This window comes from Kribbella qitaiheensis (genome assembly GCF_014217565.1).
In the GTDB taxonomy this organism is placed as follows: domain Bacteria; phylum Actinomycetota; class Actinomycetes; order Propionibacteriales; family Kribbellaceae; genus Kribbella; species Kribbella qitaiheensis_A.
Genome location: NZ_CP043661.1, coordinates 2,675,492 through 2,700,728, shown reverse-complemented (window position 1 = coordinate 2,700,728; position 25,237 = coordinate 2,675,492). Strand labels below are relative to the sequence as shown.

Sequence of the window (25,237 nt, the reverse complement as noted above, 5' to 3'; positions counted from 1 at the left end):
TCGACCGACCGACCGACCCGCGAGCGTCACCTCACCTCGACCGACCGACCCGCGACCGTCACCTCACCTCGACCGACCGACCGACCCGCGAGCGTCACCTCACCTCGACCGACCGACCCGCGACCTGACGAGGCTCGCCTCGTCCTGCCGGCCGAGCAGGGCTCACCGATCGAGCCGGGCACGTGGGTCGATCGGGTGGGGGCAGGTCAGCGGCTTGGTAGCTCGGCGGTGGGGCGAGGTGCTGTTTGTTGTCCAGGGGGCGTGGACCGGGATGGGTGAGATGTGGAGGTGGATGGTCGGGGTTCGGCCGGGGGATGGCTGGTGTCTGCGCCGATGGGCGTTTCCGTGGCGATCGTTCGGGCGTTGGCCTCCTGGCGGAGAGTGTCGCGGAGGTGACGAGTCATCGAGTCGGCGGACAGCGGGATGGCCAACTCGACGGCGTCGGCGATGCGGGTGAGCCAGATCGGGTCGAGCTGCCGCCCCGCGACGGTGATGGCGTCGACGGTGGCTGCCGCACGTTCCGCGTCCGCGATGAACCGCCGGCTCTCCGGGGCTGACCATGGGCGCCGGCGTTCGTTCTCAATCACTCCGCGCGCGTTCGTCGGCACCCAACCGTCGGCGGCCTTGTACTGGTAGAGCAGCTCACCACTGCGTCGATAGACCGAGACCTCGTCGAACGGCTTCTCATCATCGATCCAGCCCGCGACGTCGACGACCCCGCGGTACGTCTCGTCGTGATTGAGACTGAATCGCCCGGTGCCGCGGCGTCGTACGGATTCGAGGTACCGCGTCACTACGCCCAGTTTGCTGAGCGCGGCTGGAGCTGCGACGAAGGCGGCTTCGATCTCGTAGCCGGCCTGCCGGAATCTCTGCTTGATGGACGCGGCGATAGCCGGCCGGCTCAAGGTGCTGTCGAAGACCACCGGGAACCTGCGCTCCAGGCAATGGTCCAGCGCGTCGCTCACCCAGGCGCGTGCGTCCGGATCGGTATAAAAACAAGCAGAATCGGCGTCCGCCCGCAGTAGCCGCTCGAACTCCGGGTGATAGACCCGCAACGAGTCGCTGCCGAACTCGACCGCCTCACGCCAGTGCGGTTCGGCAGCGAGCATCCCTTTCATCACGGACTTCCCGGCGCCCGTCTGCCCGCCCAGCAGCAGCACTCGTGGCCGTTTTTGCGACACCCCGCCAGCCAGTTCGTACGGCACGATTCGCCGCTCGAAGATCTGTCGGTACCTGTCCGGCTCCAGCCGGTACCTGTTGGCGTCCAGTTCCGTTGGCGGTTCAGTCGTCATCGGTCCACCGGCCGGGGTAGAGCTGCCGGACCAGCGGGGTGTACTTCGCGATCGCGGCGGCTACTGCGGCGCGGTCGCGTGGATCTAGTGCCTTTCGTTCGGCCACGTACTGCGTTGCCTGGTCCTCCCATTTCTGCAGGACGGCCGGGTCCGGGTCGGGTTTCGCGCTCTCGGCCTCGGCCTGAGCCGCACACCAGCCGATCAGGTCGCCGAACACGTCCTCGGCTACCTCGTAGTCGACTCCCTCCCGCAAGGTCGGAGCTGCCTTCTCGTCAGGGATATCCGTTGCCACGAAGGTCCTTTCGTCGTCGTCGCACTCATCGTAGGGAATCGTGCGCGGTCGGTGGGCCGGGTCCGGGCGAGCTGTGGACAACCCCCGGTTCAGGTGGCTGGTTCGGGGATTTGGTGGAGGGTGCGCAAGGGGGAGAGGACGACGAAGCCGGCGCCGAGTAGGGCGCCGGCTCCGCTGATCCAGAGGGTCACGCGGAGGCTGAGGGCGGTGGCGAGGAAGCCGCCCAGCAGGCTGCCGATGGGTGCGACTCCCCAGCCGACGAAGCTCATCGTGGCGCTCACACGACCTTGGAGTTCGGGCGGGCAGAGGCGCTGGCGGATGCTCGACTGCAGGATGTAGCAGACGATGATGCTGACCGCGGCGAGCAGCGTCGCCACGACGTACCAGGTCAGTCGCCAGCCCGGGCCGGTCATCGCCTGGACCAAGAAGGCCACGCCGATCCCGATGCTGGCCAGCAAGAGAGCGCGTGCCTCGCCGAGTCGCCTGCTGAGCCGTTCCGTGAACCACGAGGCCGCCAGCGCACCGAGCAACCCGATCATGCTGAGCAGGCCGATCGTGCTGGGGGAGAGGTGGACCTCCCGGACCAGGAAGACGATGATCACGGCGTTGTTGGCCGACTGGAACAGGAACGTGGTCGTCAGGTTCAGCGCGATCGGTCGCAGTAGCGGATGCCGGAACACGTAGCGCATCCCTTCCCCGATCTCCCGCCGGAGGTTCGGACGCTCGAGCGGCGAGGGCCGAGGTTCCGGCATACGGATCGAGCGGAGCCAGAGCGCGGACCAGACGAAGCTCAGTGCGTTCAGGCCGAGCGTGACGGCCGCGGTCAGCCACTGAACCAGAAATCCGCCGGCTCCGGCCCCGATCACCGCCGCGACCGAATGGTTGGCGGCCAGCTTCGCGTTGCCCGGCAGCAATTGGTCCGGTGCGAGCAGCCTCGGCGGGTACGAGCTATGCGCCACGTCGAACAGGACTGTCAGAATCCCGGACAACGCGAGTACGACGTACAGCTGGGTCAGGTTCAGTACGCCGAACCAGGCCGCGACCGGGATCGACCCGAAGAGCACTGCGCGGCCGAGATCCGACCAGACGAGGACCGGTAGGCAGCGGATCCGGTCGACCCAGGCGCCGGCGAACAAGCCGAGCAGTAGCCACGCGGCTGTCTCGCAGGTCCGTAGTAGCGAGACCTGCATCGCTGTGGCATTCAGAGTCAGTACTGCGAGCAGCGGCGCCGCCGACATCGCCAGGCGGCTGCCGAGCTGACTCAGCAGATCAGCCGTCCACAACCGGCGGAAGTCGGGATGGCTCAGGATGCTGGGCTTCATCCGGCGACCGTAGACCGCAAGTTGAGCCCTGTCGACTCAATGTCAAGAAACTTGAGTCGACCACACTCAACTCTGAGTCTGGACCGCCGCGCCACTTCGCGCTGACGGTTAGCCGCGCTGATCGGGCGGCCGGCTCAGGGGCTGGGGGACAGGTCGAGGAGTTTCATCAAAGTGGTGGCGTCTCTGGGCGCCATCACCTTGGTGTCGTTGTCGAAGTACACGAAGACGTCGTGGTCGCTCGCCCAGCCGCGGATCCGCTTCGCCCAGTTCTTCAGAGCCTTGTCGGTGTAGCCGCTGACGTAGAGCTCCTCGTCGCCGTGCAAGCGGACGTAGACGAAATCGGCGGTGACATGATCGAACACCGGCCAGGTGCCGGCCGTATCCGCGATCACGCAAGCCACTCCGTGTTTGCGCAGCAGGTCGGTGAAGGCGGGGTCGGCGAACCCGGGATGCCGCACCTCCATCGCGTGACGCACGGGGCGGTCGGCGTCGGTCTCGGTCAACGCGCGGCCGTCGAGCCGCTCGTCGTGCTTCGCGGCGAGCGCGGGCCGCCTCGGTCGTGGTACGAGGTAGTGCCGCCAGGAACCGGTCGACGACTTCGGCTTCGAAAGGCAGATTCGCGGGGGTCTGCCAGAGGATCGGGCCCAGCGCGGGGCCGAGTCCGAGCACGCCTGAGGCGAAGAAGTTCGCGAGCACGGTGTCGGCGTCGCGCAGTCGCTTCATGTGGGTGATGAACCGGCCGCCCTTGACCGAGAAGACGAAGTCGTCCGGAGTACTCGCCCGCCAGCGCTGGTAGCTCTCCGGCCGTTGCAGCGAATAGAACGAGCCGTTGATCTCGACCGAGTTCACCTGCCGGGACAAATACTCCAGCTCACGCTTCTGCGCGAGCCCCTCGGGATAGAACACCCCACGCCACGGCGGATAAACCCACCCCGACGTCCCGATCCGAATATTCACAGCCCTCCAGTCCCCTCGCACGTCTGCCGGAAACCAGAGTGCCTGGAAACCAGAGCGCCCCGGTGATTGCTCACCGGGGCACAGGACGCTGGTGGGGTCAGCCGGTGAACGGGACCGCCGCGACGATCTCGACGGTGACGTCCTTGCCGTTGGGCGCCGCGTAGGTCGCCTTCTCACCCTTCTTCTTGCCCAGGATGGCTGAGCCGAGCGGGGACTGCGGCGAGTACACGTCGATGTCGACCGAGGCGTCCAGGGCCAGCAGTTCGCGGGAGCCGAGCAGGAAGGTCTCGACGTCGTCGTCACCGGCGAACTTGATGGACACCTTCATACCGGGCTCGACCTTGCCGCCGGCCTTCGGCGTCTCGCCGACCTGGGCACGGCGCAGCATGTCCTCGAGCTGCCGGATCCGGGCCTCCATCTTGCCCTGCTCGTCCTTGGCGGCGTGGTACCCGCCGTTCTCCTTGAGGTCGCCCTCGTCCCTGGCGTCGCTGATCCGCTGGGTGATCTCGGCCCGGGACGGGCCCTTGAGGTGCTCCAGTTCGGCCTTCAGCTGGTCGTAGCCATCCTGTGTCAGCCAGACAACGCTCTCCTCGGCAATCTTCTGCGTCACGGGCTGCTCCTTGTATCGATGGGTGGACAGAAAAAGCCACTGGCCGCCGTCGTCGACGGCGACCAATCCACTGAGCGTAGCAAGATCGGGCCCCGAACCCCACTGTTCAGTGCTCCCTCTAGCGCTGCGCAAACGTTTGCGCGGCATCGAAGGCAATCGTTTACCCAGCGGGAACGGGTCGATCCGCCTCAAGGCGGGCCGAGAGCCGGCCAAATGCGGGGATCGACGCGGGCCAGCGCGGGGTTCAGTGCCGGATCAGCGGGGGGGCAGCGTCGGATCAGCGGGGGTGGTGGACGTCCGCGGTGGTGCAGCCGACCAGTACGACGGCGGTCGCGTCCCGCTGGGTGGTGAGGGTCGCATCCAGGCTCTGCCGACGGGGTGAATCGGCCGTGACGGTGAGGGTCAGCTCGCCGACGATCGAGAAGTCGGCCGCCTTCGCCTGCAGTCGGCAGGACGCCTCGACGTCCTTGGCCCGGTCCACCTGGATGGTCGCGGTCGCCGACGTCGGCGAGGTGATGGTGAACCCGAGCAACCGCGATGACACCGGCGGGGTGGACTGCACGAACGCGGCCCACAGCAGCCAGGCGAGTGCCGTCAGCGCCAGGACACCGATGATCCCCAGCACCAGCGGCTGGCGGCCACGGCCGTTGCGGGTCCGGCCGTAACGGGCGTCCAGGTCGGTTGCGGATGGGTCGGTCAACGGTTCTCCTCGGGCTTGGAGGACCATTGTGACTTGTGACCGAAGATCTTCGTCTGCTGCATGTCCATGCTCACCCCGATGACGAGTCCAGCAAGGGCGCCGCATCCACCGCCAAATACGTCGCCGAAGGCGTCGATGTGATGGTGGCCACCTGTACCGGCGGCGAGCGTGGCTCGATTCTGAACCCGAAGATGGATCGCCCCGAGGTATTGGCGAACATCAGCGAGATCCGTCGCCAGGAGATGGACGCGGCCCGCGAGATCCTCGGCATCCGGCAGGAATGGCTCGGCTGGGTCGACTCCGGTTTTCCCGAGGGCGATCCGCTGCCCCCGCTGCCCGAGGGCTGCTTCGCCTCGCTGAAGGTGGAGGACGCCGCCGCTCCGCTGGTGAAGCTGATCCGCGAGTTCCGTCCGCAGGTCGTCACGACGTACGACGAGAACGGCGGCTACCCGCACCCGGATCACGTGATGTGCCACCAGATCACCGTCGCCGCCTTCGAGGCCGCCGGTGACAAGGAGGCCTACCCGGAACTGGGCGAGCCGTGGCAGCCGCTGAAGCTGTACTACCACCACACCTTCCACCGCGAGCGGATGAAGGCGCTGCACGACGCGATGGCCGCCCGCGGGCTGGAGTCGCCGTACGCCGAGCGGCTGAAGGACTGGAAGCCGGACCCGGAGAACGAGCGCCGGATCACCACCCGGGTGGAGTGCGCCGAGTACTTCGGCGTACGGGATCGGGCCCTGCTCGCGCATGCGACCCAGATCGATCCCGACGGCGGCTGGTTCACCGTGCCGCTCGAGGTGCACCAGCAGGCCTGGCCCACCGAGGACTACGAACTGGCTCGCAGTCTGGTGGAATCCGAACTGCCCGAGGACGACCTCTTCGCGGGGCTGCGCTGAGGCCGGGGCGCGACGGTGAGACACTGGCCAGGTGACCGCGATGACCCCACTTCTGACGACCGTGCGCCCGATGACCGAGATCGACCCGAACTCGGTCAAGCCCGGCTGGGTCGCGCTGCTGATCGTGCTCGCGCTCGCTGCCGCCACGGTGCTGTTGTGGCGCAACATGGGCAAACAGCTGAAGCGGATCGACTTCGATCCCAGCGATGGACAGCCGCCGGCCGAGGACGCTTCTGCGCCCGGCCGAGCACAGTCCGTAGACCGGCCGACCACGGACAGCTCAGCGGACCAGGCTGGCGCTGCCGCGCCGGCGACGACGGATCCGGAAGCCCCGAAACCAACTAGGTAAGGGGATTGTCACGAGATGGTGTCGTGACGGGTCACTTTTTCGTCGCACACCTATAGTGAGCGCGTGTCGAACCAAGGTGCCGAGGGCGGGAACGCTCTGTGACCGCGACCCGCGCCGCCCGGCATCGCGTGCCCGGACGTCTGGTAGCGGGTGGCGCGAGCGCAGTACTGGTCGCTTCCGTAGCGCTGGTCATCGGGCTGTATGCCGCCGGTAGCGAGCCTCAGGACGACGGGATCGGTGGCCCGGGCAGCTTCGTCCACTGGCTGCTGCCCTTTTTCCGATTGCTGTCCACGATGGCCACCGTCGGTTGTGCGGGCGCCTTGCTCGCCGCCGTCGTGCTGCTCCGGACGGACGGCGGCCCGCTGGGTATCCAGGGCCGGCGGGCGATCCGGGACGCGAGCAACTCGGCGATCATCTGGGCCGCCGCGGCCTTCGGCGGCGCGATCATCACGGCCGCCGTGCTGACCAACACCCGGGTCGATCTGCTCCGGCTGAAGCTGGACGACGCGCTCGGCGTGCCCGAGGTGAAGGCACTGCTGATCACCGGCATCCTCGTCGTCGCGCTGGCGGTCGGGATCCGCCGCGTCCAGACCTCGTCGGCCGCGGGGCTCGGCGTGCTGGTCGCCATCGCCGCACTGGTCCCACCGGCTCTCACCACTTACCCCCGCAACGAGTCGTACGTCGTACTCGCGGGTGCCGCGCTCGTCATCCACGTGATCGCCGCGACCACCTGGGTCGGCGGACTGGCCGGCCTGGTCCGGTACGGCCGTGCCAGCCGGCAAGGGCTCCCGATGGTGCTCGAGCGGTTCAGCCAGGTCGCACTGGCATCCTCGATCGCGGTGCTGGTGAGCGGCGTGATCAGCGCGGCCGGACGGCTCGCGGCCAAGGGCGGCGGCTTCAGTTCCGCGATGGACGTGCTCACCTCCGACGCGTACGGCGGTTTGCTGCTGGCCAAGACGCTCGCGTTCGTCGTACTCATCATCTGCGGCTGGTTCCACCGCCGGCGGGTGATCGCCAAGGTCGACGAATTCACCGCGGGCTTCTGGCAACTGGTCGGCGGCGAACTCGTCGTGATGGCGATCGCCATCGGCCTCTCGGTCGCCCTGGCCCAAACCGCCTAGGCACCGGCTAAGCGGTGGGCTCGACTGCTCGTCTCTGCCGCACTGCCTCGTAGATCGTGATGCCGGCGCTGACCGCGACGTTCAACGAGTCGACGTGCCCGTACATCGGCAGCTTGGCGGTCCGGTCCGCCTTCTCCAGCAGTTCGGCAGAGAGACCGTGCTTCTCAGAACCGACCAGGATTGCCGTGGGTCCGGACAGGTCCAGATCAGTCACATAGTCGGTGGCCGCGGGTGTCGTAGCCACCGTCGACAGCCCGTTGGAATGCGCCCAGGCAAGAAAATCGGCCGTGCTCGCAGATGCCACCCGAACCGAGAACACAGCGCCCTTGCTGGCGCGGATGACGTTCGGGTTCCCCCAATCGGTGACCGGGTCCACGGACACGACCGCGACCGCGCCGGCAGCGTCGGCCGTACGCAGGATCGCGCCAAGGTTGCCTGGCTTCTCCACGCTGCCGCAGACCACCACCAGCGGGTTCGAATCCAGCGCGATCTGGTCGAGGCCCGTTTCGACGGTGGGAATGACCGCCAGCCACCCGTCGGCTCCCTCGCGGTAGGCAGCCTTCTCGAACGCGGGCCGGCTCAGGTGGAAGACCGGGGCCAACTCACCCAGGCGCGCCGCGAGTCCGAGCGGGTCGTCGTCGATCAGGTCCGGGCAGAGATACACCTCGATCGGTGCGACTCCGGTGGACACGGCGTGGGCGAGTTCGTTGTACCCCTCGACCAGGCAGACCTGTTCCCTGTCCCTGAGACGGCGGTTCCTCAGCGCCACGAGCCGTTTGACCCTCGGATTGGTGACGCTGGTGATGATTGCGATGTCACTGCCGCTCATGGCTGGATCCTACTTCTGGGGATCGGGACCATCCCGCGCAGGAGGCGCGGGCGGCCGACCGCATACCGTGGGGGCATGGCGCCCTCGAACGAGCTCGGATCGTCGACCTCACCGTACTTGCGGCAGCACGCGGACAATCCGGTGCACTGGCGGCAGTGGTCCGAGGCGGCGTTCGCGGAGGCGCGGGAGCGCGACGTACCGGTGTTCCTCTCGATCGGGTACTCGGCCTGCCATTGGTGTCATGTGATGGCGCACGAGTCGTTCGAGGACGAGCAGACCGCGGCGTACCTGAACGAGCATTTCGTCAGCATCAAGGTGGATCGCGAAGAACGCCCCGATGTGGACGCGATCTACATGGAGGCGACGGTCGCGATGACCGGCCAGGGCGGCTGGCCGATGTCGGTGTTCCTCACCCCGGCCGCCGAGCCGTTCTTCTGCGGTACCTACTTCCCGTCCGAGCCGCGCGCCGGGATGGCGACCTTCCGCCAGTTGCTGGAGTCGCTGACCGAGGCGTGGCGGAGCAAGCGCGGTCAGATCGACAAGATCGGTCGCGACGTGGTCGAGCAACTCAGCGCCCGTAGCCATCCCGCCGGCGACGAGATCGGCGCCGAGACCCTGGAACGAGCGGTCGCGCTGCTGAAGGCCGACTTCGATCCGGTCGACGCCGGTTTCGGGCGGGCGCCGAAGTTCCCGCCGTCGATGGTGCTCGACTTCCTGCTCCGCCATCACCGCCGGACCGGCTCGGCCGACGCGCTGCGGATGGTCACCGAGACCTGCGAGCGGATGGCCCGCGGCGGCATGTACGACCAGCTCGCCGGCGGCTTCGCGCGGTACAGCGTGGACGGGCAATGGGTGGTGCCGCATTTCGAGAAGATGCTGTACGACAACGCGCTCCTGCTCGACCTCTACACCCAGTGGTTCGCGCTCACGGGCGAGCCGCTGGCCCGGCGGATCGCGACCGAGACCGCCGACTTCCTGATCGCCGAGCTCCGCACGCCCGACGGCGGCTTCGCCTCCGCGCTCGACGCGGACACCGAAGGTGTCGAAGGCAAGTACTACGTCTGGACGCCGGACGAGCTGCGCGAGGTGCTCGGACCCGACGACGCCGGCTGGGTGATCGAGCTCTGCGACGTCACCGGCACCTTCGAACACGGCTTGTCCGTTCTCCAGCTCCGCCAGGACCCAGATGATCCCGACCGCTGGGACAAGCTGAAGTCCGTACTACGGGATGCTCGGTCCCGGCGTACTTATCCCGCCCGCGACGACAAGGTAATCGCGGCGTGGAACGGTCTCGCCATCACCGGGCTGGCCCGGGCGGGCGTAGTACTGGGTAAGCCGGAGTATGTCGAAGCGGCCGTGCGGGCGGCCGGATTGATCCGGGACGTTCACCTCGACGAGTCCGGCCGGCTGCACCGGACTTCGCGGGACGGCAAGGCCGGTACTGCGCACGGAGTGCTGGAGGACTACGCCGCATTTGCGCAGGCCTGTCTCACCTTGCTCGGGGTGACCGGGGATGCGAGCTGGCTGACGACCGCTGAATCCCTGCTGGACCGGGTGATCGGGCAATTCGTTGCCGACGGCACCTTCTACGACACGGCCGCGGATGCCGAGGCGCTGGTCTGGCGGCCGAAGGACCCGACGGACAACGCCAGCCCGTCCGGCGTATCGCTCGCCGCGGAGGCGTTGACGACAGTGGCGTCGCTGACTGGATCGGTCCGCTGCGAGACCGCCGCCGGGCAGGCGCTGACGGCTTCGGCGGCGCTGGCCGCCCGGGCTCCGCGATTCGCGGGGAGGGCTCTGGCCGTCGCCGAGACACTGGCCGCCGGGCCGTTGGAGATCGCCATCGCCGGCGTCTCCGACGAGTTGTTGCGGATCGCAATCACCGATTCGCCGTGGGGGACCGCGGTGGTCCAGGGCGATCCCGGACTCGCCGTTCCGCTGATGGAAGGCCGTGAGCTCCGCGATGGCCGCGCCGCGGCGTACGTGTGTCAGAAGTTCACCTGCCGGCTGCCGGTCGTGTTGCCGGAAGACCTTCGGCATGCGTTGCGTCCCGCGCGCTGACCCCTCGCGAAGCGCGGGTTTTCCCTGTCATTTCAGCAGAATCGCTTGACGCCACGGCCCTGCGGGGGCCAGAGTCCTCCTTCAGTCGGATGTAACAGAACTCGCACGGTCTGACACACAGTGTCACAAGTGAGCAATGGCACTGCTGGGCCAGAACGTCCGGCGTCCCCATTTGAATAGCGGTCGCTGCGCCCAAACAGCGACCACACCGTGAGGAGATGTTGTCTTGAAACGACTGACATCAGCAGGGGCGGTGGCCATCGTCGCAGCAGCTGGACTGGCTGCGACCTTCACCGGCTCGCCCGCCGGAGCCGCCACCCGTACGGCTCCACTGCCGGTATCCGGCTTCAACCAGCCGGCCGCCGTTCAGGCCGAACAAGCGCTCACCGCGCGGACGGCCGCAGCGCTCGGTCTCGCAGGAGGCGAGGTGCTCAAGGTCCGCGACGTGGTGAAGGATGCCGACGGCACCGAATACGTCCGCTACGACCGCACCTTCAACGGTCTCAAGGTTGTCGGCGGCGACCTGATCGTGAAGCGCAAGGGTGAGTCGATCAGCCACGTCACCTACAACCGCGGCGCCAGCAAGGTCGGTGTCGCGTCGACCAGGCCGACGCTGTCGCAGTCGGCAGCACTTGCCAAGGGCGCGAAGTCGGCGGACTTCAAGGCCACTGGCAACAAGGGCGCACTGGTCGTCTACGTGACGCCCAGCAAGCCCGTCCTCGCCTACGAGGTCGTCACCACCGGCGTCAAGGCCGACCAGACCCCGTCGGTCCTGCACTCCTTCATCGACGCCAAGTCCGGCGCGGTGCTGGCCACTGACGACGAGATCAAGACCGGTACCGGCAACTCCATGTACGCCGGCACGGTGACCATCGGTACGTCGGGCAGCTACTCGATGACCGACCCCAACCGCGGTGGCAACAACACCACGGACCTGAACGGTGCCACCTCCGGCAACGGCACGGTGTTCACCGACCCGGACGACACCTGGGGCGACGGAACCGCTTCGAACCGGCAGACCGCCGGTGTCGACGCGCACTACGGCTCGCAGCTGACCTGGGATTACTACAAGAACGTTCACGGCCGCAACGGCATCTTCAACAACGGCCAGGGCGCTCGCTCCCGCGTGCACTACGGCAGCTCGTACGTGAACGCGTTCTGGGACGGCACCCAGATGACGTACGGCGACGGCTCGGGCAACACCCACCCGCTGACCGCGATCGACGTGGCCGGCCACGAGATGAGCCACGGTGTCACCGAGGCCACCGCCAACCTGAACTACTCCGGTGACGCGGGCGGTCTGAACGAAGCGACCTCGGACATCTTCGGCACGATGGTCGAGTTCTACGCGAACAACTCGTCGGACCCGGGTGACTACCTGATCGGCGAGAAGATCAACATCAACGGCAACGGCACGCCGCTGCGCTACATGGACAAGCCGTCCAAGGACGGTGCCAGCAAGGACTGCTGGACCACCAGCACCGGCGGGCTCGACCCGCACTACTCCTCCGGCCCGCTGAACCATTGGTTCTACCTGGCCTCCGAGGGCACCGGCTCCAAGGTCATCGGCGGCGTCACGCACAGCAGCACCGCGTGCGACGGCGCGACCATCGTCGGTGTCGGTCACGACGTGGCAGCCAAGGTCTGGTACCGCACGCTGAGCACCAAGCTCAGCTCGGGCAGCACCTACAAGGACGCTCGTGAAGGAGCCATCACCTCCGCCAAGGAGCTGTACGGCGCCGATTCGAACGAGTGCAAGGGCATCCAGGCGGCGTTCAACGGCATCTCGGTTCCGGCCGGCGCCGCCGCCTGCGGTGGCACCACCGAGCCACCGCCCACCGGTGACAACAAGCTGCTCAACCCGGGCTTCGAGTCCGGTGCCACGAACTGGACCGGTACGACGGGCGTGATCACCAACAGCACCTCGAAGCCGGCCCGCACGGGCAGCTACAAGGCGTGGCTGCAGGGCAACGGCCGCAGCAGCACCGAGAACATCGGCCAGTCCGTAGCGATCCCGGCCACGGCGACCGCCGCGAGCCTGTCGCTGTGGATCAAGATCGACACGGCCGAGACGACCAGTTCGACGGTGTACGACACGGTCAAGGTACAGATCGTGGATGGTTCGACGACCACCACGCTCGGCACCCTGTCCAACCTCGACAAGAACACCGCCTACGCCCAGAAGACGTTCAATGTCACGTCCTACAAGGGCAAGACCGTCACGGTGAAGTTCCTCGGCGCGGAAGACTCCTCGCTGCAGACCAGCTTCGTCATCGACGACACCGCGCTGACCGTCAGCTGACCAGCGCGTCGTAGTACCGAAGTGTCCGGGGGCGAGTCACCGCCCTGATTCGTCCCCGGACCTGCCTGTTCCCTCCCGTCATGAGGGAGTTCCCCCTGCCGGGAAGCACGTGTCCCAACGAATCCGGTCGCTGCGCCCATTCAGCGACGAAACCGTGAGGAGTGCTGTCTTGAAGAGATTGACATCAGTAGGGGCAATCGCCGTAGTAGCGGCCGCGGGCCTGGCCATCGCGCCCGCGGGAGCAGCTGTCCGCTCCGCCCCGTTGCCCGCTTCGGGCTTCGACCAGCCGGCAGCCGTCCAGACCGAGCAGGTGCTGTCCGCGAAGACCGCGGCCGCACTCGGCCTGGGCAGTGGTGAGGTTCTGAAGGTCAAGGATGTGGTGAAGGACGCCGACGGGACCGAGTACGTCCGCTACGACCGGACGTTCAACGGCCTGAAGGTGGCCGGCGGTGACCTGATCGTGAAGCGCACTGGTGACGGCGCGATCAGCGGAGTCAGCTACAACCGCGGTGCGAGCAAGGTCGGCGTTGCCTCGACCAAGCCCACGCTCTCGCAGTCGGCCGCCTTGGCCAAGGGTGCGAAGTCGGCCGGCTTCAAGGCCACCGGCAACCAGGGCACGCTGGTCATCTACGTGACGCCGAGCAAGCCCGTGCTGGCCTACGAGGTCGTCACCACCGGAGTCAAGGCCGACCAGACCCCCTCGGTGCTGCACTCGTTCATCGACGCGAGCACCGGTGCGCTGCTGGACTCCGACGACGAGATCAAGACCGGCACCGGCAACTCGATGTACGCCGGCACGGTCACGATCGGTACCTCTGGTAGCTCCGGCAACTACGTCATGAAGGACACCGCCCGTGGCGGCAACTACACCACGGACCTGAACGGTGGATCTTCCGGTGCGGGGACCACCTTCACCGACGCGGACAACGTCTGGGGTACGGGAGCCGCTTCGAACCGGCAGACCGCCGCGGTCGACGCGCACTACGGCTCGCAGCTGACCTGGGACTACTACAAGAACGTCCACGGCCGCAACGGCATCTTCAACAACGGCCAAGGTGCCCGCTCACGCGTTCACTACGGCAACGCGTACGTCAACGCCTTCTGGGACGGCACCCAGATGACGTACGGCGACGGGTCGGGCAACACCCACCCGCTGACCGCCATCGATGTCGCGGGCCACGAGATGAGCCACGGTGTCACCGAGGCGACGGCGGGCCTGAACTACTCCGGTGACGCGGGCGGCCTGAACGAGGCCACCAGCGACATCTTCGGCACGATGGTGGAGTTCTACGCCAACAACCCGACCGACGTCGGTGACTACCTGATCGGCGAGAAGATCAACATCAACGGCAACGGCACCCCGTTGCGCTACATGGACAAACCGTCCAAGGACGGGCGCGGCAGCCAGGACTGCTGGACCACCGGCACCAAGAACCTGGACCCGCACTACTCGTCCGGCCCGCTGAACCACTGGTTCTACCTGGCCTCCGAGGGCACCGGAAGCAAGACCATCAACGGTGTCTCGTACAACAGCACCTCCTGCAACGGCACTACCTTCGCCGGTGTGGGTCGTGACGTGGCCGCCAAGGTTTGGTACCGCACGCTGAGCACCAAGCTCAGCTCGGGCTCGAACTACGCGGCGGCCCGCAACGGTGCCATCACCTCCGCCAAGGAGCTGTACGGCGCGGGCTCTGCCCAGTGCCTGGGCATCCAGAAGGCATTCGCTGCGATCAACGCTCCGGCAGGGACCGCAGTCTGCTAATACCCCTGGACCCGGTGCGCGGCCTTGCCCAGGCTGCGCACCGGGCCCTTCCTTTGTGAGGCAAAGGAGTTACCGCCCATGCTCAAGTCCCCCCTGTACGGCGTACTCGGCGCCGCCCTCGTCGCAACGGCTGTCCTCGTCCCAGGATCAGCCGCGAACGCGGTCGACTCGCCCGACATCTCCGTCACCAACACCAAGGCGCACCTGGACCAGCTCCAGACCATCGCCACCAACAACGGCGGCAACCGCTACACCGGCCGGACCGGGTACCGCGCTTCCGCCGACTGGGTGAAGGCCAAGCTCGACGCTGCCGGCTTCACCACCACCCTGCAGTCGTTCTCCACGTCAGCCGGTACGTCGTACAACGTGATCGCGGAGTGGCCGCAAGGCGACGCGAACCACGTCGTGATGACCGGTTCGCACCTGGACAGCGTCAGTGCGGGGCCGGGGATCAACGACAACGGCAGCGGTAGCGCCGGTGTCCTCGAGACCGCGTTGACGTACGCCGCCAGCGGCCAGGTCCCCAAGAATCGGCTGCGTTTCGGCTTCTGGGGGGCCGAAGAGCTCGGGTTGCTCGGTTCGAAGTACTACGTGAACAACCTGCCCGCGGCCGAGCGGGACAAGATCGAGCTGTACCTGAACTTCGACATGATCGCGTCGCCCAATCCGGGCTACTTCATCTACGACGACAACGCGGCCGGCAACGGTGCTCGCGACGACCTGAAGACGTACTTCACCGGCAAGAGCATCCAGACCGAATTCGTCGACGTACAAGGCCGTTCGGACCATGCGGCGTTCCGATCGCTCGGGATCCCGACCGCCGGCACCTTCTCCGGCGCCGAGGACATCAAAACCTCCGCGCAGGCGACCAAGTGGGGCGGTACGGCCAACCAGGCGTTCGACGCCTGCTACCACCGGTCCTGCGACACGATCAACAACCTGAACCTGACCTCGCTGGACCGTCAGATCGACGCGATCGGTCACATGGTCTGGAACTACGCCCAGAAGGACTACGGGACAACGGTGCCGCCGACCGGCGACAACCTGCTCCTCAACCCGGGCTTCGAATCAGGTGCGACCAGCTGGACCGGCACCACCGGCGTGATCACCAACAGCACGTCGAAGCCGGCCCGTACGGGTAGCTACAAGGCTTGGCTGCAGGGCAACGGCCGCAGCAGTACCGAGAACATCGGTCAGTCCGTCGCCATCCCGGCCTCGGCGACGGCGGCAGCGCTGTCCCTGTGGATCCGGATCGACACCGCCGAGACGACCACCTCGACGGTCTACGACACCGTGAAGGTGCAGGTCGTCGACGGCGCCACGACGACCACGCTGGCGACGTACTCGAACCTGGACAAGAGTACGTCGTACGTGCAGAAGACGCTGAACGTCCTTGCTTACAAGGGCAAATCGGTCACAGTGAAGTTCCTCGGCGCCGAGGACTCCTCACTGCAGACCAGTTTCGTGATCGACGATGTGGCGTTGACGGCCGGCTAGACCGGTTTGCAGAGCTTCGGCGAGGTGGCCTCGGTCAGCAGTCTGCCGACCGGGGTCACCATCGGCTTGACCTTGGGGTCCTCGAGCCGGGCGAGCGCGCCACCGGCCGAGACCGCGATGATCATGTCGTCGGGGTGCTTGATCGTCGGCTTCGTCGTCCCGACCGAGGCCCAGTCGACCTGCCCGACGGCAACGATGACGGTGTTGAACAGGCCGGTCTCCACCTTGCAGTGGACCGGGTTCCCACCGCGGCTGCTCACGCTCGCGATGCCGTCCGCACCGAGCACGACACGGTCGTCGAAGCCGGCGAAACCGCCGGATCTGGTGACGGTGAGCGGCATGGCGTCGGACGTGCGAGTGCTGCTCGGCCCGCTGGTCGGCGTACCGGGCGTGCTGGTCGAAGGTGTGCTGGGCGGCGGCGTGGTCGGAGCACTGCCGGAGTTGGTCTCGTCACCACATCCGGCTAATACCAGGCCGGCGGCGGCTGCCAGTGCTGCGTACCGAATGTTCTTCACACCCTCATACATACCCTTGCTGGGGGTGATGGGATCCTTCGATGGTGGGCTGGTACACGAATGTCATCCGGTCGTTAGGGCACCACCGATGGTTCGCTACCGTCGGTCGCGCAGCCGTGCCGATTGATCGCTGGCTGCAACGAAAGACCGGAGGCCGGGTCACCATCCTCGGCCGATCCGCCTTGCCTACTTTGCTTCTGACCACCCGCGGGCGGAAATCCGGTCTGCACCGGACCGTGCCACTGATCTACGCGCCGGACGGTGACGGATTCGTCGTCACCGCGTCCAACTGGGGTCAGGAGACGCACCCGGCCTGGTCGGGCAACCTGCTCGCGTCCGCCGATGCCACCGTGTCGTTGTCCGGCGGCCGCGAGATCCCGGTCCGCGCCACCTTGGCCGAAGGGCCTGAGCGGGATCGGGTCTGGCCACTCGTCACTCGCGTCTGGCCGGCCTACGACACGTACGTCGTCCGCAGCGGCCGAGAGATCCGGGTCTTCGTCCTGACTCCTAGATGATCTCTTTCACCAGGTCGACGATGGCTCGGGTGAGCCGGACGCGTTCGTAGAAGAGGCTCTCGGTGGCGGCGTCGTTCTTGCCGAACAACTCCAACGGCAAGGCAGTGAAGGCCGCCCGGCACAGCAACGAACCCAGGTAGCCGTAGCGCACCTGTTCCTCGGGCACGATCATCCCCTCGGCGGCCAATCCCTCCATGAACGCCGGGACGATGGTCCGGTGGACGGCCGGCAACGCGTCCGCCGACAGTTCGCCCGCGTGCGCCAATCCGATCAGTAGCTGACCAAGGTCGAATCCGACCGCCTGCGGGCAGTCGAAACCCCAGTCGATCACCACGAACTCGTTCTCGTTGTCCTTCGGCACCAGCAGGTTCTGCGGACTCGCGTCCCCGTGCTGATAGGTCTGCGGCAACGCGTCAAGGGCATCCAGTACTGCGGGCAGCCGGGCGCCGAGCTCGAGCAGTTCGTCCCTCAGCCCGTGGTCGCCGGCGTTGCAGACCGCTGAGGCGAGCATCGGATGCCGCCAGGTCTGATCATCGGCCAGTCCCGGCAACGCGGCCAGCTGCACCCGGCCGGTTGTGTAGTAGCGCAGCCCGATCCCCGCCGTCTCGCCGTACCCGCCCCGCCGGAACGGCTCCACCAGGTGAGTCTGCCGCCGGGCGGACAACCTGCCCAGCAGGTACGCCGCGCGCTCGAACCGCTCCATCGGCCAGCAGCCAGGTGCCTGATCCACGTTCTCCATCCACAGCACGGCCCGATCGTCCTCGTGCTCGTCGATCCGGTACGCCGTCGGCAGCCGAAGCCCGTCGGGAAGGATGCCCGCGATGTCGCTGCGATGGACCGCGACCTCGAGCTGCCAGGGCATGTTGTCGATGAAGTCCTGGCGGACCGGCTCCGGGATGAGGTGGATCAGCGGCCAGTGCCGGACCGACTGGAGCTTCTTGATGAAGCAGGACCACTTGACCTCGTCACCGTTGGGCAGAGCCGCCGTACCGAGCAGCCGGAGCAGCTCCGCGGTGCTCGGCGTACCGATCAGGTAGTCGACCGGCTCCACCCGGACCGCCGTCGGCCGGGCGCCGGGCTGTCCGGTGATGCTCTCGACTAGTTGGCTGAACTCCTGCTCGCCCAGTGCGTCCCGGCCGAGCGGCGCGAGCGTCTCGGTCAGGCTTGCGGTGCTGTTCATGGTTTCCCCCGGGGTGGACGTCATTTCCTTGATGCTGCCGCCACACCCTTCAGCCAGCCTTCAGATCCCCGCCTTGCGATCGCTGTCAGGCCCCGCCTCGCCGAAGAAGTAAAGCAGCCTTACCATCTTGATAGTAAAGTTGCCTTATGACTTCCGTCAACGCCCTCTCGGGCAGCCCGCGACCTCCGGTGGAGCGCGGGCTGCACATAGCCGGCCTGTTCGGTCTCGCCCTGAAGCGACTCCGGGCGGAGATCGAGATCGACTCCGAGCGGGGGTTCCCCGACCTACGGGTGTCGCACTACCGGTTGCTGGAGCTGATCCCGGACTCGGGGGCGCGGATCACCGACCTGGCCGAGATCGCGGGGATGACGAAACAGGGTCTCGGCCAGCACGTGGATTATCTGGACAAGCTCGGCTTCACGGAGTCGGACCGGTTGCCCGAGGATCGCCGGGTCCGGTTGGTACGGCGTACGGGCAAGGGCGACGAGGCGGTCGCCTTCAGTCACGCCGCGATCGGACGGGTCGAGCAGGCGTGGAAAGAGCAGTTGGGGCCGGAACGCTACGAGCTGCTCCGGGGAATGCTGCTCGAGCTGTGCCAGCCCTTCACCGATGAGCTGGAGTGGCTGGAGCGGGATTAGCCGGCGCGGTAGGTGGCGATGCTGACGGCGATGTAGTGGCAGATGAAGGCAGCCACGGTGCAGGCGTGGAAGATCTCGTGGAAGCCGAACCACAGCGGTGACGGGTTCGGCCGCTTGATGCCGTAGACGACCGCGCCGATCGAGTACAGCCCGCCGCCGATCGCGAGCAGCGTGACCACCGCCGCGCCGCCCAGGTGGTAGAAGTCGTCCATCCAGAAGATCGCCACCCAGCCGAGGGCCAGGTAGATCGGCGTGTAGAGCCAGCGGGGCGCGCCGACCCAGAAGATCCGGAACAGGATGCCGATCAGGGCGCCGCCCCAGGCCAGGCTGAGCAGCAGGATCCGGTCGTTGCCGCGCAGCAGCACCATCCCCAGCGGGGTGTAGGTGCCGGCGATCAGCAGGAAGATGTTGCTGTGGTCGAGGCGGCGCAGGATCGCCTCGCCGGTCGGGCCCCAGTAGAACCGGTGGTAGAGCGCCGAGATGCCGAACAGCAGCATCGAGCCCAGCGTGTAGACGGCCGCGGCCCAGCGCGCGCTTGTGGTCGGCGCCAGGCAGATCAGCACGATCCCGGCCGCGGTGGCGAACGGGAAGGTGCCGGCGTGCAGCCAGCCGCGCAGTTTCGGCTTCAACGGCGCGAGGGCGCCGGACAAGCGATGGCCTGCTTCGGGGGAGGTGGTGTCGCTGGTGGCGGTCTTGGCCGTCATCGCCATCCTCTCGAGAGTGGGCGAAAGCTTACCTACGCAACCGTAACCTACGGTCCCGTAAGTCCAATGGGTCCTAAGGATGAAATGTAGGCCAGATCACCGCCACAGCACGTCTGCCCGGAGTGTCCGACGAACGAACTCCGGCGAAAGTTCGATGTCGGTTCCGGCACCTCTCAAGCGGCCGTTTGTCGGTTAGCCTCGTAGGCGAGCATCCAAGGAGATCATCTGCCCATGCGGACACCTGGCAAGCAAAAGCTGCGCAGCGCGGTGTACGGACTGTACGAGCGCCGGCTGGCGAAATCCCTCTCGCCGGACCGGATGCCACGCCATATCGGCGTCATCATCGACGGCAACCGGCGCTGGGCCAGAGCCACCGGTGATCCGGTGTCGCGCGGCCACGAGGCCGGGGCGAACAAGATCACCGAGTTCCTCGGCTGGTGCGACGAGGTCGGCGTCAAGGTGGTCACCGTCTGGATGCTGTCGACGGACAACCTGAGCCGGCCCGCCGAGGAGCTGGAGCCGCTGCTGCGGATCATCGAGCAGACGGTCGAGGAGCTCACCTCGATCGGCCGCTGGCGGATCCACCCGGTCGGCGCGCTCGACCTGCTGCCCGGCGCGACCGCCGAAGTACTCAAGGGCGCCGAGGCGGCCACCCAGATCGTGCAGGGCATGATCGTCAACGTGGCAGTCGGGTACGGCGGCCGCCGCGAGCTGGCCGACGCGGTTCGCTCGCTGCTGCTCGAGGAGGCCGCCAAGGGCATCTCGATCGAGGAACTGGCCGAGCGGGTCGACGTCGAGCACATCGCCGAACACCTGTACACCAAGGGCCAGCCGGACCCGGACCTGGTCATCCGTACGTCGGGGGAGCAGCGGCTCGGCGGCTTCCTGCTCTGGCAGAGCGCGCTGAGCGAGTTCTACTTCTGCGAGGCGCTCTGGCCGGACTTCCGGCACGTGGACTTTCTCCGAGCGATCCGGAACTACGCCCAGCGCGAGCGTCGCTTCGGGACCTGAGTACTGCGGGCGCAGGCGAGCCGCGGCCGCACCGGCGACACGTAGTACGGCGTCGCAGGTAGTAGGCGTAGGCGGCCGCGCCCAGCGCTGCACCCCAGACCACCCAGAGGGTGCCGGGCAACACCAGGCCCCACCCGGCGTCTGCCTCGTCGCCCTGCAGCCGGATGTTCATCAGGCCCGCTGGAACCAGTACTACGGCCACCAGCGCAGCCGGCACGATCGCCAGCGCAGGCGGGATCCGCTTGCCCGCCTTGAACCAGATCCAGCGCGGATAGACCTCGCCCCAACGGTGCACCAGGCCATGGGTCAGGATGCTGCCGCCGATGCCCATCACCGCCATCACGAGCGCCAGCTCGAGCATGTACGGCGTGTCCTTCATCATCTGCTCGAACTCGTCGGTGATGCCCAGCGGCCAGCCGAAGTACCAGGCGATGCGGGTGAACTCGTACGGGATGTTGGAGACGACTGCGACCAGCACTGCGCGGCGTCCCCAGCGCAGGGCGCCCTCGGGAGTTTGCCAGGCCTTCTCAGGGCCGTCGCCGCGTCCGCAGCTCAGGCAGAGGTCGCGCGCCCGACGGTGGTACGCCAGCGCTGTGGCGGCCCAGAGCAGGCCGCCGACGAACATCAGGATGAGGTTCACCCGGTGCCAGTACAGGACGTCGCCGATGCCGTCCTGCGGCCCGGGGATGCCGGTGAAGGCGAACACGAGCAGTGCAGGGGACAGGGCGATCATCGCCAGCAGGGTGTAGTCGGGGATCAGCAGCGCCAATACGACAGCCAGCGCGACGGCGAACACCTCAAGCACGCGGCTCCGCGTCTGCCTGAGCGTCATCACCAGAGCCACTACTGCGCCCAGGAGCGCGACTACGGCGATTGCAGGCCCCACGACCTGAACAGGCGTGCCTTCAAGTAGTGAGGCGGTCGAGTGGTCGTCGTCAAGCTTGGCGAACGGGTAGCCGGCGCCGCCTGCGGACCAGTAGACACCGAGTACGCCGTACGCCAGGGACCAGGCGGCTGCCGCGTAGCCGGGTCGTATGCGGAGTCGGGTGATTACAGCGCGGAGTGTTGCTGTGGGCATGCGATCAGGGTGTCGCAGCGGCCCGCAGTACCGGCTCACTCCGCTGACCGAACGTCGTCCCTCGCGGGAGGGAAGGGCGTAACACGGTGTTAACCCCGCGGGCTGGCGTGTCGGGCTGCGGGCTTTGCCGGACCGACCTACTCTCACTAGTGACGGTCGGAGGGGAAGCCGGTCGTCCGGGAGGCCCGATCAGATGAGACTTTACTGCTCGCCGGTAGCCCCATGAGGGGCCGAACGGAGTGCCCGAGACCCACGGTCTCGGAGTCGCTGATTTCCGGTCGCGTGTGTGCTGCGCGACGGAGGGGGTCTGCACCAGACCTCCGGGTCCGGACCCGGTCCAACACCTAACCACTGGTGGACCGGGCGTGGTGCACGCTGCGGTCCGAGAGGACGTGCGACATGGCTGCCACCCACGCCAAGGCGTCAAACACCTCATCCACGCCGGACCAGCGCACTTTTGTGCTGGACACCTCCGTGCTTCTGTCGGACCCGCATGCGATGACGCGGTTCGACGAGCACGAGGTGGTCATCCCGGTAGTCGTAGTCACCGAACTGGAGGCAAAACGGCATCATCCTGAGCTCGGCTACTTCGCTCGTACCGCATTGCGCCTGATGGACGAGCTCCGGATCAAGCACGGACGGTTGGACGCGCCCCTGCCAGTGGGGGAGAAGGGTGGAACAATCCGGGTCGAGCTCAATCACACCGACCCGAACGGCCTGCCGGCCGGTTTCCGGCTCGGTGACAACGACAGCCGGATCCTCGCGGTCGCCTGCAACTACAAGGCGGAGGGCCGCGACGTCACGCTGGTCTCCAAGGACCTGCCGATGCGGGTCAAGGCGTCTGCCTGTGGGCTGGCGGCCGAGGAGTACCGCGCGGAGCTCGCGCTGGAGTCGTCCGGCTGGACGGGGATGGCCGAGCTGGAGGTACCGACCAGCGACGTCGACTCCTTGTACGAGGACGGCGTGCTCGATATCCCCGAGGGCCGGGACTTCCCGACCCACACCGGGCTGGTGCTGCTGTCGGAACGCGGCAGCGCGCTCGGCCGGGTGATGCCGGACAAGCGGATCAGACTGGTCCGGGGCGACCGGGAGGCCTTCGGGCTCCGCGGCCGGTCCGCCGAGCAGCGGGTCGCGCTGGACCTGCTGCTGGATCCCGACGTCGGGATCATCTCGCTCGGCGGCCGCGCCGGTACCGGTAAGTCCGCGTTGGCCTTGTGCGCCGGGCTCGAAGCGGTGATGGAGCGCCGGCAGCACAAGAAGGTCGTCGTCTTCCGGCCGCTGTTCGCGGTCGGCGGCCAGGAGCTCGGCTACCTGCCGGGGTCGGAGTCGGAGAAGATGGCGCCCTGGGCCCAGGCCGTGCACGACACGCTCGGCGCGCTGACCAGCAGCGACGTGATCGACGAGGTGATGGACCGCGGCATGCTCGAAGTGATGCCGCTGACCCACATCCGCGGCCGCTCGCTGCACGACGCGTTCGTGATCGTGGACGAGGCCCAGTCGCTGGAGCGCAACGTGCTGCTGACCGTGCTGTCCCGGATCGGGGCGAACTCGCGGGTGGTACTCACCCACGATGTCGCCCAGCGCGACAACCTCCGGGTCGGTAGGCACGACGGCGTCGTCGCGGTGGTGGAGAAGCTGAAGGGGCACCCGCTGTTCGCCCACGTGACGCTGACCCGCAGTGAGCGGTCGCCGATCGCGGCGCTGGTCACCGAGATGCTGGAGGACGTGCAGCTGTGAGAGCAGTTCTGTACTGAGCTTGAATCTGTAAAGGAAAAGTAAGACTTTCGCGGTACCCGGTGCGGCCACACGCGATGTGGCCGCACCGTTCATTGTGACCTGCTTGTGATCACAGTGTGTTTAGGCCAGAGTATGTTCCTGTTGCAGCCGACGGGGGTCGGGTAATCGGAAGGACAGATGAAAGCGAAGCGCTCCGTCGCGATCCTCGCAGTGAGTGGGATCGTCGTCGTCTCGGTTGTCGCAGGTCTCGATCTCTTCAGCTCCCCCGGGAGCAGTACCGCGTCGGACCCGGTGTCCGGCCGCGCCGAACTCGCCGTGCTGAACAGCGAGAAGGCGAAGGCCGCGAAGTCACCGTCGGCCAAGCCGCTCAGTGTCGAGGAGCAGAGCCAGGAGATCGTCCGGCTCCGGAACCAGATCGAGGCGGTCGAGTCCGCCCGCAAGGCGATGCAGGACCAGGCAGCGCTCCGGCGCAAGGCGAAGAACGCCGCCCTGGCCCGGTACAAGGCGCTGCAGAAGACCGACGGCAAGTCCCGCGACGAGCGCGCCAGCCGCGACGCCGAGCGGAAGAAGATCTCCGGTACGCCGAAGGAGGTCGCGATGAACCTGCTCGCGGACCACGGCTGGAAGGCGAGCCAGTTCAGCTGCCTGGACAGCCTGTGGACCAAGGAGTCCCGCTGGAAGGTGAACGCGGACAACCCGACCTCCTCGGCGTTCGGCATCCCGCAGGCACTGCCTGGCAATCGAATGGCGGCCTACGGCTCCGACTGGCGCACCAACCCGGTCGTCCAGATCAAGTGGGGCCTCGACTACATCGAGGACGCCTACGGCTCCCCCTGCGCAGCCTGGTCCCACTCCAAGGCCAAGAACTGGTACTGACCCCCCTCTCTCCCCGCTAACGTCCGAACACCAGTGGGGCCTGCCCCACTGGTGTTCGGACGTTAGCGCTGGGGGTTAGCCGGGCCAGCCTTGCGAGCGGAGGAGGCGGGCGACCTGGTCGAGAAAGCGGGCGGGGTCGGTGCGCAGACCGACGACCGGGATCCGCAGCACGCGCGATCTGTCGATGGTGAGTTCGTTCTGCCGTAGTGCATCGGCAAGGGCGCGATCTGCCTCCTGGTGATGGACGCCCTCGATCTCTACCACTACTTCGTACGCCGTCCATTCCACATCGAGGAAGGCGATTCCGTCGGGCGTCACCCGGCGACTCTGCCGATCGGGTTCGGGCAGGCCATACTCCTGGCCGAGGCGGAGGAAGTCGATCTCTCCGGTCGACTGTGCTCCGCCGGCGATCTCGTTGGTCACCTGATCCAGCAAGCGCCGCCGCCGATGTCGCCGGATCGACATCAATGCCTCGGCGAGGTGGGCTGGCGTTGTCAGACGTTGTTGTACCGACATCACGAGTAGCAGCGAGGCTTGTTTGTCGCTGATGGCCCAGAGGGCTGCCCGGATGGCCGCGACCGACGGCCGCACCCGGGGAAGAGTGGACAGCGCGAGATCGGTGGCCTGGCGTCGTCTGGTCTCGTGGACCACGACTCCCCGCGGGTGGCGAGGTCGTGCGGACTTGGGGGTCGAGATATGGATCGGCCCGTCGAAGCCCTTCAGGCCGAGGGCCTTGAGCGCGGTGGCGCCGTCCAGCGCAGCTCCGGAGCCGACCTCGAAAACGGCCGTCCACCACTCGCCGTCCTCGGGCAGTTCGCCAGTGGTTACCGCGATGGTCTGTCGGCCTTTGATCGCCCATCGACCGGCCAGCACCTGGGCGTGCACCTGCCAGCGGGTCCAGCCGGCGCCGTAAAGCTGGGCGCGTGAGACGACGCCGCCTTGCTGACCGGCTTGGAGCGTCGCCTGCCGACGCCGCTTCTCCTGCCCGCA

At 67.2% G+C, this 25,237-nt stretch carries 23 protein-coding genes and 1 pseudogene; 12 read left to right on the top strand and 12 right to left on the bottom strand.

Going from position 1 to position 25,237, the window contains the following annotated elements:
- Positions 1-206: 206 nt before the first annotated feature.
- The 7 genes and pseudogenes from F1D05_RS12405 to F1D05_RS12380 form a co-directional block, all read right to left on the bottom strand.
- A complete protein-coding gene (locus F1D05_RS12405; protein WP_185447771.1) occupies positions 207-1,292 on the bottom strand; it encodes a zeta toxin family protein in 1,086 nt (361 codons plus the stop codon).
- A complete protein-coding gene (locus F1D05_RS12400) occupies positions 1,282-1,584 on the bottom strand; it encodes a hypothetical protein (RefSeq protein ID WP_185447769.1) in 303 nt (100 codons plus the stop codon). Before F1D05_RS12400 ends, F1D05_RS12405 begins: the two co-directional genes overlap by 11 nt.
- An 89-nt stretch (positions 1,585-1,673) precedes the next feature.
- Positions 1,674-2,906, bottom strand: coding sequence for an MFS transporter (locus tag F1D05_RS12395; RefSeq protein ID WP_185447767.1), 1,233 nt, complete (start codon positions 2,904-2,906; stop codon positions 1,674-1,676).
- A 134-nt stretch (positions 2,907-3,040) separates the two neighbouring features.
- Positions 3,041-3,409, bottom strand: coding sequence for a DUF72 domain-containing protein (locus F1D05_RS42530; RefSeq protein WP_343066590.1), 369 nt, complete (start codon positions 3,407-3,409; stop codon positions 3,041-3,043).
- Between the two features lie 145 nt (positions 3,410-3,554).
- Positions 3,555-3,755: pseudogene (locus tag F1D05_RS42525) on the bottom strand (DUF72 domain-containing protein); the annotation flags it as partial.
- A 205-nt stretch (positions 3,756-3,960) separates the two neighbouring features.
- Complete coding sequence (greA, locus tag F1D05_RS12385) at positions 3,961-4,473, bottom strand: transcription elongation factor GreA (RefSeq protein ID WP_185447765.1); 513 nt, start codon at positions 4,471-4,473, stop codon at positions 3,961-3,963.
- A 277-nt stretch (positions 4,474-4,750) separates the two neighbouring features.
- Complete coding sequence (locus F1D05_RS12380) at positions 4,751-5,173, bottom strand: DUF4307 domain-containing protein (RefSeq protein ID WP_185447763.1); 423 nt, start codon at positions 5,171-5,173, stop codon at positions 4,751-4,753.
- A 35-nt stretch (positions 5,174-5,208) separates the two neighbouring features.
- Here F1D05_RS12380 and mca point away from each other — a divergent pair, with 35 nt between their 5' ends.
- The 3 genes from mca (at position 5,209) to F1D05_RS12365 (ending at position 7,542) form a co-directional block, all read left to right on the top strand.
- On the top strand, positions 5,209-6,072 hold the full coding sequence (gene mca, locus F1D05_RS12375) for a mycothiol conjugate amidase Mca (protein ID WP_185447761.1): 864 nt from the start codon (positions 5,209-5,211) through the stop codon (positions 6,070-6,072).
- A 40-nt stretch (positions 6,073-6,112) separates the two neighbouring features.
- Positions 6,113-6,421, top strand: coding sequence for a hypothetical protein (locus tag F1D05_RS12370; protein ID WP_185447759.1), 309 nt, complete (start codon positions 6,113-6,115; stop codon positions 6,419-6,421).
- Between the two features lie 98 nt (positions 6,422-6,519).
- Positions 6,520-7,542, top strand: coding sequence for a copper resistance D family protein (locus tag F1D05_RS12365; protein WP_185447757.1), 1,023 nt, complete (start codon positions 6,520-6,522; stop codon positions 7,540-7,542).
- Between the two features lie 7 nt (positions 7,543-7,549).
- Here the strand turns inward: F1D05_RS12365 and F1D05_RS12360 are convergent, their stop codons facing one another.
- The gene (locus F1D05_RS12360; protein WP_185447755.1) at positions 7,550-8,371 is read right to left on the bottom strand and encodes a TrmH family RNA methyltransferase; all 822 of its coding nucleotides are present in this window, start codon (positions 8,369-8,371) and stop codon (positions 7,550-7,552) included.
- A gap of 75 nt (positions 8,372-8,446) precedes the next feature.
- Here F1D05_RS12360 and F1D05_RS12355 point away from each other — a divergent pair, with 75 nt between their 5' ends.
- The 4 genes from F1D05_RS12355 (at position 8,447) to F1D05_RS12340 (ending at position 15,993) form a co-directional block, all read left to right on the top strand.
- Complete coding sequence (locus F1D05_RS12355) at positions 8,447-10,432, top strand: thioredoxin domain-containing protein (RefSeq protein WP_185447754.1); 1,986 nt, start codon at positions 8,447-8,449, stop codon at positions 10,430-10,432.
- Between the two features lie 226 nt (positions 10,433-10,658).
- Positions 10,659-12,734, top strand: coding sequence for a M4 family metallopeptidase (locus F1D05_RS12350; RefSeq protein ID WP_246486631.1), 2,076 nt, complete (start codon positions 10,659-10,661; stop codon positions 12,732-12,734).
- Between the two features lie 169 nt (positions 12,735-12,903).
- The gene (locus tag F1D05_RS12345) at positions 12,904-14,496 is read left to right on the top strand and encodes a M4 family metallopeptidase (protein ID WP_246486630.1); all 1,593 of its coding nucleotides are present in this window, start codon (positions 12,904-12,906) and stop codon (positions 14,494-14,496) included.
- Positions 14,497-14,574: 78 nt separating this feature from the next.
- Entirely contained in the window at positions 14,575-15,993 is a 1,419-nt protein-coding gene (locus tag F1D05_RS12340) for a M28 family metallopeptidase (protein ID WP_185447751.1), read from the top strand.
- Here the strand turns inward: F1D05_RS12340 and F1D05_RS12335 are convergent.
- Complete coding sequence (locus F1D05_RS12335) at positions 15,990-16,508, bottom strand: hypothetical protein (RefSeq protein WP_246486629.1); 519 nt, start codon at positions 16,506-16,508, stop codon at positions 15,990-15,992. The genes F1D05_RS12340 and F1D05_RS12335 overlap by 4 nt on opposite strands.
- A 116-nt stretch (positions 16,509-16,624) precedes the next feature.
- On the opposite strand from F1D05_RS12335, the gene F1D05_RS12330 reads away from it, so the two are divergent.
- The gene (locus tag F1D05_RS12330) at positions 16,625-17,023 is read left to right on the top strand and encodes a nitroreductase/quinone reductase family protein (protein ID WP_246486628.1); all 399 of its coding nucleotides are present in this window, start codon (positions 16,625-16,627) and stop codon (positions 17,021-17,023) included.
- Here F1D05_RS12330 and F1D05_RS12325 read toward each other — a convergent pair.
- A complete protein-coding gene (locus F1D05_RS12325; RefSeq protein WP_246486627.1) occupies positions 17,016-18,227 on the bottom strand; it encodes a phosphotransferase in 1,212 nt (403 codons plus the stop codon). The genes F1D05_RS12330 and F1D05_RS12325 overlap by 8 nt on opposite strands.
- A gap of 122 nt (positions 18,228-18,349) precedes the next feature.
- Here F1D05_RS12325 and F1D05_RS12320 point away from each other — a divergent pair, with 122 nt between their 5' ends.
- Positions 18,350-18,841: a MarR family winged helix-turn-helix transcriptional regulator gene (locus F1D05_RS12320; protein ID WP_185447747.1), complete on the top strand. Its 492-nt coding sequence runs from the start codon at positions 18,350-18,352 to the stop codon at positions 18,839-18,841.
- Here F1D05_RS12320 and trhA read toward each other — a convergent pair.
- Positions 18,838-19,545 carry a PAQR family membrane homeostasis protein TrhA gene (gene trhA / locus F1D05_RS12315; RefSeq protein ID WP_185447745.1) on the bottom strand — a complete coding sequence of 236 codons (708 nt, stop codon included), beginning with the start codon at positions 19,543-19,545 and terminating at the stop codon, positions 18,838-18,840. The two genes, F1D05_RS12320 and trhA, sit on opposite strands and share 4 nt — an antisense overlap.
- Positions 19,546-19,776: 231 nt before the next feature.
- Here trhA and F1D05_RS12310 point away from each other — a divergent pair, with 231 nt between their 5' ends.
- The 3 genes from F1D05_RS12310 to F1D05_RS12300 all read left to right on the top strand — a co-directional run bounded on the left by F1D05_RS12310 (position 19,777) and on the right by F1D05_RS12300 (position 24,247).
- A complete protein-coding gene (locus tag F1D05_RS12310) occupies positions 19,777-20,556 on the top strand; it encodes an isoprenyl transferase (RefSeq protein WP_185447743.1) in 780 nt (259 codons plus the stop codon).
- Between the two features lie 1,477 nt (positions 20,557-22,033).
- Positions 22,034-23,371 (top strand): PhoH family protein, encoded by a 1,338-nt coding sequence (locus tag F1D05_RS12305; RefSeq protein WP_185447741.1) that lies wholly within the window; start codon positions 22,034-22,036, stop codon positions 23,369-23,371.
- Positions 23,372-23,548: 177 nt separating this feature from the next.
- Positions 23,549-24,247 carry a hypothetical protein gene (locus F1D05_RS12300; protein ID WP_185447740.1) on the top strand — a complete coding sequence of 233 codons (699 nt, stop codon included), beginning with the start codon at positions 23,549-23,551 and terminating at the stop codon, positions 24,245-24,247.
- A 75-nt stretch (positions 24,248-24,322) separates the two neighbouring features.
- Here F1D05_RS12300 and F1D05_RS12295 read toward each other — a convergent pair whose 3' ends face one another.
- The gene (locus tag F1D05_RS12295; RefSeq protein ID WP_206686184.1) at positions 24,323-25,132 is read right to left on the bottom strand and encodes a hypothetical protein; all 810 of its coding nucleotides are present in this window, start codon (positions 25,130-25,132) and stop codon (positions 24,323-24,325) included.
- Between the last annotated feature and the right edge of the window lie 105 nt (positions 25,133-25,237).

Coding starts and splice junctions, on each gene's coding strand:
- F1D05_RS12405 (WP_185447771.1), bottom strand. CDS start 1,292: ATGACGACTGAACCGCCAACGGAACTGGACGCCAACAGGTACCGGCTG.
- F1D05_RS12395 (WP_185447767.1), bottom strand. CDS start 2,906: ATGAAGCCCAGCATCCTGAGCCATCCCGACTTCCGCCGGTTGTGGACG.
- F1D05_RS12370 (WP_185447759.1), top strand. CDS start 6,113: ATGACCCCACTTCTGACGACCGTGCGCCCGATGACCGAGATCGACCCG.
- F1D05_RS12360 (WP_185447755.1), bottom strand. CDS start 8,371: ATGAGCGGCAGTGACATCGCAATCATCACCAGCGTCACCAATCCGAGG.
- F1D05_RS12355 (WP_185447754.1), top strand. CDS start 8,447: ATGGCGCCCTCGAACGAGCTCGGATCGTCGACCTCACCGTACTTGCGG.
- F1D05_RS12340 (WP_185447751.1), top strand. CDS start 14,575: ATGCTCAAGTCCCCCCTGTACGGCGTACTCGGCGCCGCCCTCGTCGCA.
- F1D05_RS12325 (WP_246486627.1), bottom strand. CDS start 18,227: ATGACGTCCACCCCGGGGGAAACCATGAACAGCACCGCAAGCCTGACC.
- F1D05_RS12320 (WP_185447747.1), top strand. CDS start 18,350: ATGACTTCCGTCAACGCCCTCTCGGGCAGCCCGCGACCTCCGGTGGAG.
- trhA (WP_185447745.1), bottom strand. CDS start 19,545: ATGACGGCCAAGACCGCCACCAGCGACACCACCTCCCCCGAAGCAGGC.
- F1D05_RS12310 (WP_185447743.1), top strand. CDS start 19,777: ATGCGGACACCTGGCAAGCAAAAGCTGCGCAGCGCGGTGTACGGACTG.
- F1D05_RS12305 (WP_185447741.1), top strand. CDS start 22,034: ATGGCTGCCACCCACGCCAAGGCGTCAAACACCTCATCCACGCCGGAC.
- F1D05_RS12300 (WP_185447740.1), top strand. CDS start 23,549: ATGAAAGCGAAGCGCTCCGTCGCGATCCTCGCAGTGAGTGGGATCGTC.